Below are 16,484 nucleotides of genomic sequence, written 5' to 3' on the forward strand. Positions count from 1 at the left end.
TCCGGGCTATGCGGGTCCAATTCTGATGGTTAGTCTATCTCGTGATGCTCAAACGAATCGGAATCCTGCTTAGTCTGTGGGTCGTCGGTGCGGTCGCCGGACCGTCCAGGCCTAATGTTGTCTTTATTCTGGCCGATGATCTGGGCTACGGCGAACTCGGGTGCTACGGGCAGGAAAAGATCAAAACACCCCATATCGACCAATTGGCGGCGGAAGGCGTGCGCTTTACCCAGCACTATACCGGAGCGCCGGTGTGTGCTCCGGCGCGGTGCGTGCTGATGACAGGGCGGCACCTGGGACATGCGGAAATTCGTGGCAACCGCGACTCGGGGCAGAAGGGGAAGTTTCCGGGGCAGTGGCCGCTGAGCGACGAGGCGCTTACGCTGGCGGAGGTGTTGAAAGCCCAAGGGTATTCGACCGGAGCATTCGGCAAATGGGGGCTTGGGCCGTCAGGAACGAGTGGGTCTCCGGTACGGCAGGGCTTTGACTATTTCTTTGGTTACAATTGCCAACGCAATGCGCACAGCTACTACCCACCGTTTCTTGATCGTGGGGAGTTGCGGGTTCCGATCAATGAACCGTCGGTGCCCGGTCATGCGCGGCAACCGGAAGGCGATGTGCGGGCAGTTGACTATCGGGGTGAGAATTATGCTCCGGATCTTATTTTGAACGAGGCGCTGCAGTTCATCGACACCCACAAGGACGGGCCGTTTTTCCTCTACCTGCCGTTGGTGGAGCCTCATGTGGCGATGCAGCCACCGCAGGAGTGGCTCGATCAGTACCCGAAGGAATGGGACGATCCCAGCGAGGATGCTCCAGGCGTGTATCGCGGGCAAAATGGGTATCTTCCTCATGACCGGCCACGCGCCGCTTATGCTGCGATGATTTCAGACATGGATGCGCACGTGGGAGCGGTGATGGAGCGTCTGCGCAAGCATGGCTTGGACAGCAATACCTTGGTAATCTTCACATCGGACAATGGCGCGACTCACGGAGGCGCCGACCGTCGGTTCCACGTGGGCGGTGTGGATGCGTGGTTTTTCAATTCATCGGGAGGTTTGCGTGGCTACAAGGGAAGTTGTTATGAGGGCGGTATCCGCGTGCCGTGCATCGTGCGGTGGCCGGGGCAGGTGCCTGCTGGGGGCAAAGTGACGGCCCCTAGCTATTTTCCAGATTGGTTTCCTACCTTGGGGCGGATTTCAGGAGCGGACCTGAGCGGGGTGCCTCACGATGGGGTGGACTTGTGGCCGGCAATGGATGGCCGAAAGCTGGCGCAGCGTGGACAGCCGATGATTTGGGATTTCCACGACTATGGTGGGATTGTGGCGATCCGCGACGGGAGGTGGAAGGCGGTGCGGCGCGGAATGCGGCGGACTAACCCACAGCCGTGGGAGCTTTATGATCTGGAGCATGATCCCGGTGAAACCCGGAACGTAGCGACAGAGCATCCGGGGCAAGTTGAAGCGATGGCCGACGCGTGGCTCCGTAACCGCACGGTGGAGCCTGATTTTCCGCTGCCTGCGGCGGATGCGCTTACGCAGGGAGGTGCTGAGACTAGTCGTTGAGGATATCGGTGCTGATGCCGTCACGTGCGCGTTGCTGAACGGTTCTTCTGCCGATCTTGTCGACGGTTGCGCGGTCGACAACGCTGAGCAGAGGCATCAGCGAGCCGTGGGCGATGTCTTGCGGATAGAACCGTCCAAGAGCGCTGTACGAGACTTTGGCTTGGCGGAGGTTGTTTTGTTTATCCGTGACGGTAATAAACCCTGCACGAGATGGCTTCTGTAGGAAGTAATCGTCGAAGGGGGTGATCGCGACGGAGTATTTTTCTCCAAGGACGGGGAGCATCAGAGCGCGGGCTTTGCTCTCTGCGGCAAGGTAGTAGACGACGGAGCCAATGGTCCAAAGGATCGCTGCGACCAGCGACAGTTTGAAAAGTTTTTTGAACATGGTGACAGTTGGGCAGGGTGGTTGCTAAAGGGGGGGGACTGTCGGGGGAATGTTGGCAGAGATGTGTCTAACCGGGTGGCCACTGCATTTGGCGGCCGGCAAGCAGATGGACATGAAGGTGGGGAACGGCTTCGCCTCCGTTTTTGCCGTGGTTGATCACGACGCGGAATCCGTCGGTCTCCGGGTTTTCGAAGCCTTGCTCTTTGGCAATTTGGCCGGCAACCAACAACAAGTGGCCCAGTGTTGATTGATCGGATGCATCGGCTTCCCCCACCCGAGGGATGGGCTTGCGCGGAACGATCAGGATGTGAGTCGGTGCTTGCGGATCGATGTCTTGGAATGCGACGCAGACATCGTCTTTGTGGACGAAGTTGGCGTGGATCTCGCCTGCGATGATTTTTTCAAATAGAGTCATGAGAGCAATCTGATGAGGGTTGGTGGGTAGCCGCGGGCAAAGGTAGGGCTAGCCGCTAGGAATGGTCAACCATCCGTGTCGCCATACACGTGGCATGGATACGATTACGCTGGCGTACGCCTTTTGGTGGCGTCATTTTCCCACAGGGAGTGGGTGCGGTGTTAGTCTTCGCTGATGATCAGCGTGACTTCAGAGCGGCTGGGCTGCTCGTCAGATGCGCGCTCGCAGAGGAATGCGGTGATGTCGCTAGCGAGTTGCTGGCAATCTTTACGCCATTGTTTGGCGGAGCGCAGATGTTTGACGCAGGGCTTGAGACCATCGAAGCGGAATGAGGTGAAGCCTTGCTCACGGAAAGACGAGAGCTGTTTGTGAAGCGATTGGAAAAAGAGTAGCTCCAGCTTGCTGTCGGTGTCGATGGCAAGCGCGTGCAGCGACAAGCTGACAGGTGGCGGCGTGACGCGCAGGTGGGAGGCGATGGACGAGCAGCCGATTTGTTTGAGAGTGGCGGAGAGCTTGTCGAACAACTCCGCCAAGGTAATGGCTGGTCCGGTGAAGTGGTTTTGCAAGTAGTTGCGAATGCCGCGCGCTACATCGACGGCTGGCCACCAGTCTGGATGGCCGGCTTCCTCCGCGGCCTGCAGGATGCATTCCTTCAGCCAGTCGGTCTCATACGAAATGAGCACCAGGTCACCGACCTTGAGAGGGGGGAGCTGATTGGGAATTGCGATCATAGTGAGCGGAGGTGTGTGTGGGGGTTACTTGAAGAGATCCGGTTGTTCCGACTTGCGGCGGATGGTGCGCTCCATGCTTTCGATTTCGTTGATGAACTCGCCGACGTCTTGGAACTGACGGTAGACCGAGGCGTAGCGGACGTAGGCGACCGGGTCGATCTCGCGCAGAGCGGTCATCACCTTGTTGCCGATGGTGGCGGCTGGGACTTCGCGAACGTTGTCGGACTGGAGCTCGAGGATAATGTCTTCGACCGCGCGGTCGATGACATCCATGGGCACGGGGCGTTTCTCGCAGGCTTTGATCACGCCGCGGGAAAGTTTGTCACGTTTGAAGTCCTCGCGGCGGCCGTCGCGCTTGACCACGGCCAATGTCGATTGCTCGAGAGTCTCGTAAGTGGTGAAGCGGTGAGCGCACTTGACGCATTCACGCCGGCGCCTGATCGCGCTCCCGTCCTTGGACATCCGGGAGTCGATTACCTTGTCATCTACACAACCGCAACGAATACAACGCATAATTCTCGGCGACTATGCAACATGTCGATGGGGCAGTGCAAGTGGAATACAAGATATTGTGCCCGCGTGGCAAAAATGCGGGTCCTTGGGCGGGTTTTGAGGTCCGGTGCCCCGGTTACGACCGGCTACTGGCCCTGGTGGCGGCGGAAGTGGTTCACCTCTTTGAGCATGCTGATGTTTTGGGAGGCGAGGAGGCCGAGGAGCATCAGGTTCCAGATGCTGAAGCCATAGCGGCTTACGGTGAAGATCGCCAAGGCGACGCAGCAGGCAATGCCAACCCAGAGGGTGATGCGGACGCGTTTTGGTCCGAGGATGCCGTGGAGGATCTGCCCGCCATCGAGCGGGAAGATTGGGAGGCAGAGGTTCATTAGTCCCCAGAAAATGCTGACCAGAGCGAACGGCTCAAGAACCAGTAGTGCTCGGTGGGTGGACGGTAGGTAGAGCATGGCCACCACGGCTAGTCCGCCTGCCACGAGTTGCAGCAATGGTCCGGCCGCCGAGATGCCGATGTTTTGCGGTCGGCTGAGGCCGGTTGCGGGTGGGTTGAAACTAGCCAGTCCGCCGAGGGCAACGAGTGTGATCGATACGTTGTTGCACTTAAAGCGACGGGCGGCCAGCGCGTGACCGAGTTCGTGGATGAGAATCGAGGCGAAGCCGGCGGCGACAAAGAGAATGACGCCGGACCAGGCGGCCGGGCCACGGGCGTCGAGCGCGCCACCGAGAAATGCCATGGTCAGCCAGAACCATGGTTGCACGCGGATGGGGAAGCCAAAGAGGCGGAATTCAATCATTGCGGGAGATTAGCGGACTGGATAGCGGGATCCTTCCTACTTCTTTTTCTTGGCGGCCTTTTTGGCGGTGGCTTTCTTTGCCGTGGTCTTCTTGGCTGCAGGTTTGCGGTCGACAAACTCGAACCCGACCTTGCCGGTAATGGTGTCCAGAGTGAGGTGGGCGCCGAACTTGCGGCCTTTCTTCGAGACGAAGCCCTGCATCAGGTCGGTCTTGTGCTCGTTGAAGAGCTTGAGCGCCTGATCCTTCGGGATGTTCTTGCTCAGAATGACTTTTGAGACGCGGACGCCTTTCGGGTCGTTCTTGGTGGTGAGTCCCGGGCAGAGGTAAGCGCGCTCGCTTTCGAGTAGTGGCGTTTTCGTGCCATCGGCGAGGGTGGCTTCACCGATTTGCTCGGACTCCTTGATCTCGTCTTCGATGCCTGCGCGGTCATCGTTTTCGAAAACGAAGGCGACCTTGAGCTCGTCGTTGAGCGAGAGTGCGGCGTCGAAGTCCTTACCGAAGCGGGATTTGAAGCCGGTGAGCGGTCCGATCAGCTTGGTGGTGAGCAATTGCTGGACCTCTGCCGGTGTGATTTCACGCGACGCGATGTGTTTGCCCATGCGCCACGAGCACTCCGGATTCTGGCACTCGTAGGTGGAGTCGGTTTGTTTGAGTGGTGCGGTCTGACATTTCGGACATGGCACTTCAACGGCAGGGAACACGCGGTTCTTGGCCGCGTCGGTGAAGTCGCGGCATCGCTCGACGATGCCGGCGGCGAAGTCCTTGATCTCGTTCATGAAGGTTTCACGATCGAGTTTGCCTTGCTCCATCTGCTTGAGCTTGTATTCCCAGTCACCGGTCATTTCCGGTGAAGTGAGCGCTTCCACCTGCATGTCCTGCAAGGTGTTGACGAGCGCCATCCCCTTGGCGGTGACGATCAGATCACGCTTTTCGCGCACCAGGTACTTCTGGCGAATGAGTCCTTCGATAATTGCGGCGCGGGTGGCTGGGGTACCGAGCCCCCGTTCGCTCATGGCTTCGCGCAGTTCCTCGTCCTCGACGAGTTTGCCGGCGCCCTCCATGGCGGAGAGAAGTGTGGCTTCCGTGTATCGGGCTGGTGGGCGGGTTTCGTTCTGGCGCAGTTCCAGATCATCGACTGATGCCGATTCGCCGGATGTGACCGCGACCATTTCGTCTTTCTCCGCGGCAGCTCCCGGAGTGCGGCCGTAAACAGCCAACCAACCCGGCACGACGAGGATGCGACCGTCGGTCTTGAATGCGTCGACTGCCGATGCCGAATGACGGATGCGGGTGATTCGGTTGGTTACCTCGAATTCAGCCGATGGATAGAATACCGCGATGAAGCGGCGGGTCACCAGTTCGAACAACTTCTGCGCGTCGTCGTCCATCTTGACCGGGCTCTTGCCGGTCGGGATGATGGCAAAGTGGTCGGAAACCTTGGCGTTGTTGAAGATGCGCTTGCTCGGTTTGATCAAGCCGTCATCGAGCGCCTTGGCTGCGGAGTCGGCAATTTGCTGCGCCATGTTGGGCCCGCCGGACTGGCTGAGGGTGGCCATGGTTTCGCGGACGGTGCCGAGGTAGTCCTCTGGAAGGTAGCGCGAATCGGTACGCGGGTAGGTGAGGACTTTGTAGCGCTCGTAGAGGGCCTGGGCCAGTTGCAGTGTGCGTCTGGCGGAGAATCCGAAGCGGTTGCCCGCCTCGCGCTGGAGGGTGGTCAAGTCGTAGAGCAGTGGTGCCGCTTGCTTGACCGGCTTTTTCTTCTCTTCGATCTCGCCGGTTTTCCCACTGCAGCGTTCGACGACGGCTTGGGCTTCGTCGCGTGACCAGATGCGTTCGGCACGCTTCTGGTCGCCCTTGATGTCGGATTTTTTGAACGATTCGTCAAACCAGCGGCCATCGTACTGGCCTGCCTGGACGCCGAAGACACCGTGCACTTCGTAGTACGGCTCGGCTTTGAACTTCTGAATCTCACGCTCGCGCTTGGCGAGAATGGAAAGCGTCGGGGTTTGGACTCGGCCTGCCGGGGTGAGGTTGAAGCCACCGTTGCGGCTGTTGTAGGCGGTAATGGCGCGGGTGCCGTTGAGGCCGACGAGCCAGTCTGACTCCGAGCGGCAGATCGCGGCGTCGCCGAGAGGTGCCATGTCGTCGGCGTCGCGGAGTTGGCTCCAAGCGTCGAGGATGGCGTCGTTGGTCATCGACTGCATCCACAGGCGGCGGGTGGGCTTTTTGATTTTTCCGATATCCATGATGTATCGGAAGATCAGCTCACCCTCACGGCCGGCGTCGCATGCGTTGATGATTTCGTCGACCGCTTTGCTCTTGGCCAGGCGGACAACCTGGCGCAGACGGTCCTTGGATTTGTCGATTGGTTGCAGGTCGAAGTGCTTGGGCACGACCGGCAGGTGCTTGAAGCCCCATGGCAACTTTTTGCCATTCGGGCCTTCTGGCATCTTCAATTCCACCAAGTGGCCCACCGCGGAGGTGATGATCGCCTCGTCACTTTCGAAGTAATCCTTCTTTTTCTCGAACTTGCTCATTCCTGGAGCACGCGACAGGACGCGTGCCAGGTCTGTGGCAACACTCGGTTTCTCGGCAATAATCAGCTTTTTCCCCATGGGTGTGGCTTTGAAAAATTCAACTTTAATTCGTCGCACTTTGTGACCGTTTTTGGTCGATCGGCAACGGAAAAAGCGGAAATCCCTGATAATTCGGGGATTCCAGCGGGATTTGAGTGGATCTCAGGTGATTCGACTGGGCTGCTATTTGGGCAGCGGGAGCATTGGCGGGGCAGGGCAACGAGGAGGTGATTTCAAACGAGTTTGACGTAGCGGTTGCCCGGCAGTTGTTTGGCGAGGCGTTTGATTTCAAGCTTCATCAATGTGGTACTGACGACCGGGACGGTGAGTTTGGTCAGGTTGACGATTTCGTCGAGGTGGCGTTCACTGGAGTCGAGTACGGCGTAGACTGAAGATTCATTGGTGGTGAGGTTCGCTGGTGGCGGTGATTTGGGAAGTTCGTCGCGGTTGATAGCGGAGCCAGGCGGTAGCAGGAATTCGAGGTCTTCTAGGATGTCGTCGGCGCAGGTGGTGAGTTTGGCTCCTTCTTGAATGAGTTTGTGGCATCCGGCAGAGGTCGGGTGGTCGATTGGTCCGGGCACGGCGTAGACTTGCCTGTCTTGCTCCGCCGCCAGGTTGGCTGTGATCATGGCTCCAGACCAAGCCGGGCATTCGGTGACTAGCAGTCCTTTGCACATGCCGCTTACGATCCGGTTGCGCAGAGGGAAACTCTGTTTGTTTGGTGCCATGCGGATGGGGAACTCGGAAAGCACGGCTCCTGCTTTCTCCTGAACGATGCGGCGGGCAAGTTGTTTGTGCTCGAGCGGGTAGATGTTGCCCAGTCCCGATCCGATCACGGCAATGGTACGGCCGCCGGCTTCCAGCGCGGCGGTGTGGGCTTCCGCGTCGATGCCGCGCGCCAACCCTGAGACCACGGTGAGTCCCGAGCGCGCGATCTGCGCTGATAAGTTGCGCGTTGCGGTGAGCCCGTAATGGGTACAGCGGCGGCTGCCCACTACTGCGATTCCGTGGTTGTCCCGCGGAAGAAGTTCGCCTGCGATGAATAAACCAAATGGGGCGCCGTGAATTTGACGCAGTGGTGCGGGGAACTCGTCGTCTTCGTTGGTCAGGTAGCGAAGGTTGAGGGATTCCATCTCGCGATGGATTGCGTCGAGATCGACCGTATCACGCCAGTGGGCAATGGTGGATGTAAGTTGCGCCCCGATGCCTTTGACCTTTTGCAATGCGGTGGAGGTGGCTGTGAGGGCGGCGGCTGGTGACCCGAATGCTTCACAAAGCCTGGCGACGGTGGTGGGACCGACCTTCGGAAGATAGGTGAATGCTAACAACGCATCGCGATTGTCCATGTGCCAGTTGTTCTGGGAATCGCGGCGTGAGTCAAGGTAATGTGACTCTCTTGTGTTAGGTTTTTTCTACAGGGTCAGTTCGAAGGCGGCGACGCGCTTTTTGACGAAGATAACCACAGCGCGCTCGTAGGAGATGTAGGTGTAGCTGGGTGCCGGGTTGCAGTAATAGCCGTGGCGATGGTAGCCAAGATAGTAGGGGTGGTGCCAATTGCTGTAATTGGGGACGGCGTGGATACCTCTATAGATCCAGGTTTCCGCGGGCTGGTTGCGGTAGGTGCCGGTAGCGACTCGTTGTGGGTTGCCGAGGGCGAGGTAGACCGCCTGGGTGTCCATGCCTTTACTGATTCTGCCTTGGCGGATGAGATCCTGCTCGACGGGAGGGAGGCTGTTGAAGGTGGCGGCGTTGGCTTGCAGGCGCTGTTCTCTGGGGGATACGCACGAGCTGAGGCAGGCTGCGAGCCAGATGGTGGTGGCGATAGCGGTGAGACGGCGGATCATGGCGGGTTGGTGGTTGGAACGTTGGAAACGAAGGGGAGTGCGGCGCGGATTGTGGTGATTGCCTGGTATGGTTTACGTTCGCGGCGCGCTGCGAGATGGCAGCCATGCCAAGGAAGGGATTGCTTTCGTGGCCCTACGTGACAAAGCTAGTACCAGATTGCCGGTCTATCTGGTATCAGCTGATGCACGCATGAAAGTCGACCCCTCACAAGCTGCCGCAGAGCTTCTAACGCCCGCAACTGCCAAAGAGCGACCACCGCAGAAAAAGCGATGGACGTGGAGGCGTGTGTTGGGTGCGGCCGGCGGTGGTTTGGCTGGAATTGTTTTCGTCGGGTATTTCGCGGTGAACCTGGTGTTGCAGTCTTCCGGTGCGCGGGTGTGGTTGTTGGGGGAGCTGCAGGACCAGGTGGGGATGGAGTTTTACTACGACGAGGTGAGGTGGTCTCCGATTGACGGGATTCTTGTGCATGGTTTGCGGATCGACCAGTCGGCGGATGCTGCGGAGGTGGCGCCTGGAGTGCCTCCGTTTTTCCATGCGAGCAAGGTGCGGGTGGATTTGTTTTGGTCGGAGTTGATCAATGGGCAGCGACGGGTGAAGGCGATCGAGGTGATTGATCCGGAGGTTTATATGGTGCGCTCGGCGGCGGGGAAGTTGTTGCTTCCTCCATCGGTGCCGGTGCCGCCGGTTGATTCGCGAAAGGGCGGCGTGCTGAAGCCTGCGCCGTCGGGGCCAAAAGTGGCGAAAGATACAGGCAAGTCCGGCACGGCTCCGGCGGCTCCGGTGGAACCATCCGGGCAGAAGTCATCTTCGGCTGATGGTGAGAAGGCGCCGGCTCCAGAGCCTGTCTTGGTTTTGAGTCCGGAGCTAACCGTAGAGAACGGAAAGTTTACGATCTATGATGCGGGCAGCCGCACGGCCGCGATCGACTTGCGCGGGGTGGGCGTGCAATTGCCGCCTGTGGTGGATGCGCAATCGCCGACCAATGGCGAAATCCGCGTGGAGGACGGTCATGTGGCACTGGTCCCAGGGATGGCCAAGGAAAGTGCTTTTTGGCCGATGCAGTGGCCGGTGCGCTGGGAAGGGTCGGCAATTCTTGGTGAGCGCAAAGAGTTTAACGTGCGTGGTGGAAGGTTCTTCGGAGAGTTCTTGTGGAACCCACGGGTGGAAGGTGTGCCCTTGATTGTGGTCGGCGATTTGAAGCAGTTCAACCTGGTGGATGCCGTGGACGGTCCCACGGGGGACTTCCAGTTGGCGTCATGCTGGCTGTCTGGTCAGGTACGCTTTGAGGCCTTGTTGTCGCGGTCGAACTCTGCTGTGCTGACGGGTGCGCTGGGCGCTGAGAATGTGGTGATCCAAGGAGGTCCGGCGCTGAGTCGGTTTGCTTCTGGTGTGGGGTTGCAATTGGACGGTGATGTGGATGGTGAGGATGAGATGGTGCGGATGACATTGCCTGTGGGTGTGACGCGTTTCCGCTGGAGTCCGACGTCGATGCAGGATCAGAAGGTGGATTTTCAGGCGGCCTCGAATGGCATGAGCGTGTCGGGTGCGGCGGTGGTTTCGCGCTCGGGGCGGGTGGTTTCGCGGGCGAGCTGTGTGCTGAGTGGCCCGGCGATGCAGCAGTTGGAGAAACTTGAGGAGAGGTTGCCTCGCGCATTGCACTTCGGGTTCCGTCCTGTCGAGTTGCCGACCTTGCCTACGGAGGCTGACAAACCGGCGAGCTTGACTGATGGAGCGGAGTTGGTGCCGCCGGCACCGGCGGAAGTCGTCGCGGTGGGGCGCGAGTTTCTTATCAGCGGAACGTTGAAGGAGCCATTGGTGGCGGTCTGGGATCGGGGCGAGTTGTTGACCTTCGGGTCGTTGGTGCGGCGGATTTCCGCCAATATCATGCCGCCGCCGGATCCGGAGCCGGAATCCATTGACGACGAGCTGTTGCCGATGGATTAGTCCCGCCTGCGGAGTGCGGCCCTCCGTGACACAATTTTCACTCTCTGATTTTCATCATGCGCATTATTTCGGGAACCGCCCGGGGCACACGCCTCAAGACGCCAAAAGGACTCGTGACCAGGCCCACGCTCGACCGCGTGCGTGAGGCTCTTTTTTCGAAGATTGGGGGATTGTTGCCGGATGCTTCCGTGTTGGATCTTTTTGCTGGGTCCGGTGCGCTTGGGATCGAGGCGCTGAGCCGTGGCGCGGCCAAGGCGACGTTCGTTGAAGTGTCGAAGGAGGCGTTGGCTGTGATCCGGGATAATCTGGAGAAAACCAAGCTCAAGGAGCGCGCTAATGTGGTGCCCTCGGCGGTGGATCCATTTCTCAAGAACGAGCGTGGCACGTTCGATGTGATCTTTGCCGACCCTCCGTATCTGCGCGAAGAAACCGGTGAGGATTGGGCAACGCGGCTGCTGGAGAAAACCACATTGCCGCAACGCCTGAAGGAAGGCGGTGTGTTCGTGCTGGAGACCCAGGCGGATTACCGAATGCATTTGCCGGCGCATTGGGAGTTGCTCGATGAACGCGCATACGGCAAGACGCGTCTTTGGTATCTGGTTCCTGCCAATCGCTAAGCTTCGTCCGCGTATGCGCCTGATTCTCTCGCTGTTGATTTACAACTTGCTGTTGCCGGTTGTCTTCGTGTTGCTGCTGCCAAACCAGCTGCTGAGGATGAAGAAGCGGGGCGGGTACCGCGAACAGTTTGGCAACCGCTTCGGTATGTATGGAAGCGGGATGATGAGCCGGCTGCGCGGGTCGCGGCCGTTATGGATCCATGCGGTCAGCGTGGGGGAGCAGATGATCGCAATGAAGTTGGTCACTCAGTTGCGCAAGAGTGGGGCGTGGAATGGTAAAATCGTGGTGTCGACCGCGACGTCGACTGGGTTCAAGCTTGCGCGTGAGCGGGTCGGCGAGAACTGCGAGGTGGTCTATTTTCCCTTCGATCTTTTGCCGTTTCCTTTGATCGCGTTGATGCGCATTCGGCCATCGCGCATTGTGTTGGTGGAGGCCGAAGTGTGGCCGAACTTCACCGCGGTGGCGGCGGCGATGCGGGTGCCCGTTTCGTTGGTGAATGCGCGTCTGTCGCCTCGTTCTGCGCGGAGGTTTGCCAAGTTTTCGCTGCTTACCGGACCTATCTTCAGGTTGCTCGATCATGTCTGCGTGCCGGACGCGGACGATAAGTCGCGCTGGGCCGGCCTTGGGATGGACGAGTCCCGCATCGCGGTGACTGGCTCAATGAAGCATGATGACTCAGCATCGCCGCCGCGTGATGCGTTGGTCGCGGAGTTGCGTGATGTCTTGAACGCGGCGTTGCCAGCACCGGATCGGCCGGTTGTGCTGATTGCCTCGACCCACCCTGGCGAGGAGAAGTTTATCGCGCAATCGGTGGTGGCGGTGGCCAAGGCGGAGAACCTGCCGCGGCCACGATTAGTGGTGGTGCCGCGTCATGTTGAGCGAGCCGGCGATGTCGTGGCTGATCTGGAATCGATTGGGATCCGGTCGTTGTTGCGCTCGAGCTTCGATGGTCAGGGCGATGCGGATGCCGCGTTTGTGGCTAATACCACCGGAGAGCTCGCTGCCTGGTACGCGCTGGCCGACTGCGTGGTGATCGGGAAGTCGTTCGTCGGGCAGGTTGGGGGGCAAAACCCAGCCGAAGCGATTTTGTGCGGTAAGGCGGTGATTTGCGGTCCGCGGATGGATAATTTTGAGTCGCTGATGGAGTGCCTGGTCGCTGCGGATGGGGTTTCTCATTTGGCCGATGATTCGGAGTTGGAAGCAGCGTTGTCGCGGATGTTCACCGAGCCGGAGGCATTGGATGCGATGGCGAAGCGTGGCAATGCGGCGCTCGCCGTGCACCAAGGGGCTGTTGCCCGCACGGTGGATGCGCTGGGTGTTTGAGTAGCGGAGTTGTGCCGGCGACCTGCGGGTGGCGGATGAGTTCTGTCGGGGGCGAGCGCTTGGTCGGTTGGGGGTGGGGCATGTTTCCCAAGGTGAGGTCGCCGGAGGCTCCCTTCACCGTTGGGCTGGTTTGCGTATCGCTTTCAGCGACGGGGGATGGTGGCCGCTTTGAGGGGGGGGGCGTTGCGCGGTTGGTCGAGGCCGCTAGGACGATGTGGTTCCCCGAAGGGGGAAGGCAAATCAGCCCAGGGTGAAAGGAGCCTCTGGCGACTTCACCCTGGGACTGGATGTTCGCAACGGATGGCACCCTGAGAAGGTGCTGCGATGAGGGGTGAGGAAATGGCTGCGCGGATTCTGGTGTGGCCGGCGCTGATTTCTCGGGGCGGTCAGCTGTGATCTCAAAATGATTATTTCAAATGGCTATTTGAAATAATCATTTGCGTAGAGGGAGATCGTGGTTAGCGGTAGGGGTGGCGAAAATGAAAACCAAAGATCGGATCGTGCGTGCGGCGGTGGAGCTTTTTGCTCGTCATGGCTACCGTGATACGACTTGTGCGGCGGTTTGTGAGGCGGCGGATGCGAATATTGCGGCGATTAACTACCACTTTGGTTCGAAGGAGAGTTTGTTCCGGCTGGTTTTGCGCGAGGCTTTTGCGATGGCCAATGATTGCCATCCTGTGGAGCGAGAGGCTTCGGCATCGGTGGCTGAGCAGATCCGTTTGTTTGTCGAGATGATGATCCGGCGCAGTTTTGACGACGGGGAGGGTGGTTACCTTAACCGGATCATGGCGCATGAAAGTACCAATCCCGATGGTCCGCACGCGTTGATTTTCGAGGAGATGTCTGCTTTGCACGGGGATTGTTTGATCGGATTACTCAAGGCGTATTGTCCGGCGGTGCCGGAGTCTGAGATAGAGGCATTGAAGATGAATGTGATTACGCTGTGTGTGTTTCCGCGGGCGTTTCCGTTGATGCGTGCGGCGTTGTTTCCCGGAGGCTGCACAGACGCGCAAATTGAAAAGCACATCGAGCGTCAGGTGGCGTTTGTGTTCGCGGGCTTGGATGCCGCAGTGGCCGCGAGGTCGAAGATTGGCGAGAACTAACTGAGTTTGGACATGTTGATGAAAAGCTATTTATTAGGTGCCGCGTCGCTGACGATGTTGGTGGGGTGTGCCAGTTTGCCTGGCTCGTTTTCCGACTCTCGCGATCCCTCCACCACGCTGCCGGAAGGCTTCGATGTCTCGCAGGCTGCGGTGCCGGATGTGGCGGAGTCCCTGCTGGGGATTTTCAAAGACAGCAAGCTTGAGGCGCTGGTGAACGCGGCGTGGGAGGCCAATCCTGATTTGCAGGCAAGCGCGGCACGGATGGAAGAGGCTGGCTTCAATCTGAAGAAAGCCGGCGCTCCGTTGTTCCCATCGCTTACGGGCAATGCGGGGGCTCGTACCGGTGAACGTCTCGGTGTGAGCAGCGATACCTTCAACGCGACGCTCGACACGCGGTGGGAGGTGGATGTTTGGGGCAAATTGCGTGCCGGCCGTCGTGCGGGTGCGGCGAATTTTGCCGAAGCCAAAGCCAACTACGAGGCGGCCAAGCAATCGATCGCCGCGCAGGCAATGCAGGGGTGGTTTGATTTGGTAGCGGCAGAGCAATTGCTTGATCTTGCCCAGCGCCGGGCTGCGAGTTTCGAGAAGTCCTATCAGTTGGTGAACACGCGGTTTGAAAATGGAACCACCGGCATTGGCGACGTGCATTTGGCCAAGGTGGATTTGGAGTTGGCTCGGGCTGCGGTGCAATTGCGCACCAACGAGCGCGATCAGGCGGCACGCAATGTGCGTGTGCTGGCAGGGCTTTACCCTGATGCCCAACTGCGGACCGGCGCCAAGCTGCCTAGCTTGAGTCGCTCGGTCAAAGCGGGCGTGCCTTCGGATGTGTTGCTCAACCGTCCGGACATCGACGCAGCGTATCAGGCGATCCGCGCGGCGGACGAGCGGGTGACCGTGGCGCACCGCGATTTGTTTCCGAGTTTCGTGCTGACCGGCAGCGGCGGGCGCGAGAGTTCGACCTTGGGGGATTTGGCGAAGTCCGGCTTCGATGTATGGTCATTTGGGGCGAGTCTGGCGGCGCCTTTGTTTGAAGGTGGAGCGCGTCGGGCGGAACTCGGAGCGGCAGGCAAGCGCGCCGAGCAGGCATATTTCCGCTATCAGAAAGTGGTGCTCGACGCATTCCGTGAAGTGGAGAACAGCTTGGGGAGCGAACGTTATCTGGCGCGTCAATTGAGTGCGACCGAGGCGGCTTTGGAGGCGGCGCGTCGGGCGGAGACCAAGTCGCGCAGTGACTACGAGCAGGGGCTTGTTGAGATTTTGAACCTATTGATTTCGCAGCGGCAGGTGTTCAGCACCGAAGAAAGTGCGATCCAACTGCGTGCGGCGCGCGCAAAGAACCGGGTGTCGCTCGCGCTGGCACTGGGCAAAGCATACTGATTTTTACGTGGAGATTTGATTATGAAGAAGGTGTTTCACTACGCGTTGTTGCCGTTGCTGGTCCTTGTACTGGCGTTGGGTATTTTCAAGGTCATGCAGTTGACCAAGCCGGAGAAGGGACGGCGTGAGGCGAAGCCGATTGTCGCGCAGATTCCGGTGGAGAAAGTCGCCCCGGCGGCGCACGTGCCGACGATTCAGAGTTTTGGTACGGTGCGTGCGTTTTACGAGACACGGATCGCTGCGTTGGTGGCGGGCGAGGTGGACGAGGTCGCAGCGAATTTCCAAGCGGGTGAGTCTGTGCGTGAGGGGGATGTGTTGATGCAGATCAACCCGGCGGACTACGCGGCGAACGTGGCACAGCAGGAGTCCAATGTGGCTGCGGCCAAGCGTGTGTTGGCCGAGGAAGAAGCGCGCGGTAAGCAGGCGGTGGTGGATTGGAAGTCGTCCGGACGATCGCTGGACTCCGCATCGCCGTACACCTTGCGCGTTCCCCAGCAGGAGGCCGCACGCAAAGCGTTGGCATCCGCGGAGGCCGCGCTTGAGAAGGCGAAACTCGATCTGGAGCGGACCAAAGTGGTGGCTCCGTTCGACGCCATTGTTCAAGAGCGCAGCGCGAGTCCGGGTGGTGTGGTCACTGTGGGGATGCAGGTTGGCACCTTGATCGCCCGTGAAAAGGTTGAGGTTCGCTTGCCTCTCACCCCCGAGCAGGTGGCTCGCTTGAAGTTGCCTCTGGCGTTCCAGCCCGGCAGCTTGCAGCCCATTCCGATCACATTGAAGAGCCCGGCGTACCCAGGCGTTTCATGGCAGGCCTTGGTGACGCGTACCGAGGCAAGTGTCGACCCGCGCAACCAGGTGATCCACGTGATTGCCGAGGTGCAGAAGCCATTTGATGGCGACGGAGCACCGCTGCCGGTGGGGACGTTTGTCACCGCGGTGATGGACGGGCGTCCGGTGGAGGGTGTGTATCTCATTCCGAGCGCATCGTTGCTAGACGATCAGTACGTGTGGACCGTGGATGCGGAATCCAAGCTGCGTCGGCAGGATGTGGTGCGCGTTTTCAGTGCCGGTGGTCAGTCGATGGTGCGGGTTGAGAAAGACGACGCGAAGGAACTGACCGTCGCGATCCGTCCATTGGCGAGCTTCCGCGAAGGCCAGCTCGTGTCGGTCGCAGGCGATGCCGACAGCGCAGCCTCCGGCGAAAGCGGCGAGGCGGAACCAAAGCAACCAGAGGCCGACGCCAAATAACCTGCCCTCACTTTCTATCGGCGCGGGATCCACGCGTCAGCTCTAACCGAAT

At 59.4% G+C, this 16,484-nt stretch carries 15 protein-coding genes; 7 read left to right on the forward strand and 8 right to left on the reverse strand.

Annotation, left to right across the window (positions count from 1 at the left end):
* The first annotated feature begins 44 nt into the window (after positions 1-44).
* Positions 45-1,565, forward strand: a complete 1,521-nt coding sequence (locus G3M56_RS06125; RefSeq protein ID WP_164362881.1) for an arylsulfatase — start codon at positions 45-47, stop codon at positions 1,563-1,565.
* On the opposite strand, the gene G3M56_RS06130 is transcribed toward G3M56_RS06125, so the two are convergent.
* The 8 genes from G3M56_RS06130 to G3M56_RS06165 form a co-directional block, all read right to left on the reverse strand.
* Positions 1,555-1,950 (reverse strand): hypothetical protein, encoded by a 396-nt coding sequence (locus tag G3M56_RS06130; protein WP_164362883.1) that lies wholly within the window; start codon positions 1,948-1,950, stop codon positions 1,555-1,557. The genes G3M56_RS06125 and G3M56_RS06130 overlap by 11 nt on opposite strands.
* 67 nt (positions 1,951-2,017) lie before the next feature.
* On the reverse strand, positions 2,018-2,365 hold the full coding sequence (locus tag G3M56_RS06135; RefSeq protein WP_164362885.1) for a histidine triad nucleotide-binding protein: 348 nt from the start codon (positions 2,363-2,365) through the stop codon (positions 2,018-2,020).
* 161 nt (positions 2,366-2,526) lie between these two features.
* Positions 2,527-3,096 (reverse strand): hypothetical protein, encoded by a 570-nt coding sequence (locus G3M56_RS06140; protein ID WP_164362887.1) that lies wholly within the window; start codon positions 3,094-3,096, stop codon positions 2,527-2,529.
* Positions 3,097-3,120: 24 nt separating this feature from the next.
* A complete protein-coding gene (nrdR, locus tag G3M56_RS06145; protein WP_164362888.1) occupies positions 3,121-3,609 on the reverse strand; it encodes a transcriptional regulator NrdR in 489 nt (162 codons plus the stop codon).
* Positions 3,610-3,734: 125 nt separating this feature from the next.
* Positions 3,735-4,400 carry a site-2 protease family protein gene (locus tag G3M56_RS06150; protein WP_164362890.1) on the reverse strand — a complete coding sequence of 222 codons (666 nt, stop codon included), beginning with the start codon at positions 4,398-4,400 and terminating at the stop codon, positions 3,735-3,737.
* 36 nt (positions 4,401-4,436) lie between these two features.
* Positions 4,437-7,016 carry a DNA topoisomerase III gene (locus tag G3M56_RS06155; protein ID WP_164362892.1) on the reverse strand — a complete coding sequence of 860 codons (2,580 nt, stop codon included), beginning with the start codon at positions 7,014-7,016 and terminating at the stop codon, positions 4,437-4,439.
* Positions 7,017-7,210: 194 nt separating this feature from the next.
* The gene (gene dprA / locus G3M56_RS06160; RefSeq protein ID WP_164362894.1) at positions 7,211-8,323 is read right to left on the reverse strand and encodes a DNA-processing protein DprA; all 1,113 of its coding nucleotides are present in this window, start codon (positions 8,321-8,323) and stop codon (positions 7,211-7,213) included.
* A gap of 66 nt (positions 8,324-8,389) precedes the next feature.
* Positions 8,390-8,821, reverse strand: a complete 432-nt coding sequence (locus tag G3M56_RS06165; protein WP_164362896.1) for a hypothetical protein — start codon at positions 8,819-8,821, stop codon at positions 8,390-8,392.
* 190 nt (positions 8,822-9,011) lie between these two features.
* On the opposite strand from G3M56_RS06165, the gene G3M56_RS06170 reads away from it, so the two are divergent.
* The 6 genes from G3M56_RS06170 to G3M56_RS06195 all read left to right on the forward strand — a co-directional run bounded on the left by G3M56_RS06170 (position 9,012) and on the right by G3M56_RS06195 (position 16,432).
* Positions 9,012-10,766 (forward strand): AsmA family protein, encoded by a 1,755-nt coding sequence (locus G3M56_RS06170; protein ID WP_164362898.1) that lies wholly within the window; start codon positions 9,012-9,014, stop codon positions 10,764-10,766.
* A 47-nt stretch (positions 10,767-10,813) separates the two neighbouring features.
* Positions 10,814-11,383: a 16S rRNA (guanine(966)-N(2))-methyltransferase RsmD gene (gene rsmD / locus G3M56_RS06175; RefSeq protein WP_268840026.1), complete on the forward strand. Its 570-nt coding sequence runs from the start codon at positions 10,814-10,816 to the stop codon at positions 11,381-11,383.
* Positions 11,384-11,396: 13 nt separating this feature from the next.
* Positions 11,397-12,707 carry a 3-deoxy-D-manno-octulosonic acid transferase gene (locus G3M56_RS06180; RefSeq protein ID WP_164362902.1) on the forward strand — a complete coding sequence of 437 codons (1,311 nt, stop codon included), beginning with the start codon at positions 11,397-11,399 and terminating at the stop codon, positions 12,705-12,707.
* A 479-nt stretch (positions 12,708-13,186) separates the two neighbouring features.
* Positions 13,187-13,810: a TetR/AcrR family transcriptional regulator gene (locus tag G3M56_RS06185; protein WP_164362904.1), complete on the forward strand. Its 624-nt coding sequence runs from the start codon at positions 13,187-13,189 to the stop codon at positions 13,808-13,810.
* Between the two features lie 12 nt (positions 13,811-13,822).
* Positions 13,823-15,187, forward strand: coding sequence for an efflux transporter outer membrane subunit (locus G3M56_RS06190; RefSeq protein WP_164362906.1), 1,365 nt, complete (start codon positions 13,823-13,825; stop codon positions 15,185-15,187).
* 21 nt (positions 15,188-15,208) lie between these two features.
* Positions 15,209-16,432, forward strand: coding sequence for an efflux RND transporter periplasmic adaptor subunit (locus tag G3M56_RS06195; RefSeq protein WP_164362909.1), 1,224 nt, complete (start codon positions 15,209-15,211; stop codon positions 16,430-16,432).
* Positions 16,433-16,484: the final 52 nt, after the last annotated feature.

This window comes from Sulfuriroseicoccus oceanibius (assembly GCF_010681825.2).
GTDB lineage: Bacteria > Verrucomicrobiota > Verrucomicrobiia > Verrucomicrobiales > SLCJ01 > Sulfuriroseicoccus > Sulfuriroseicoccus oceanibius.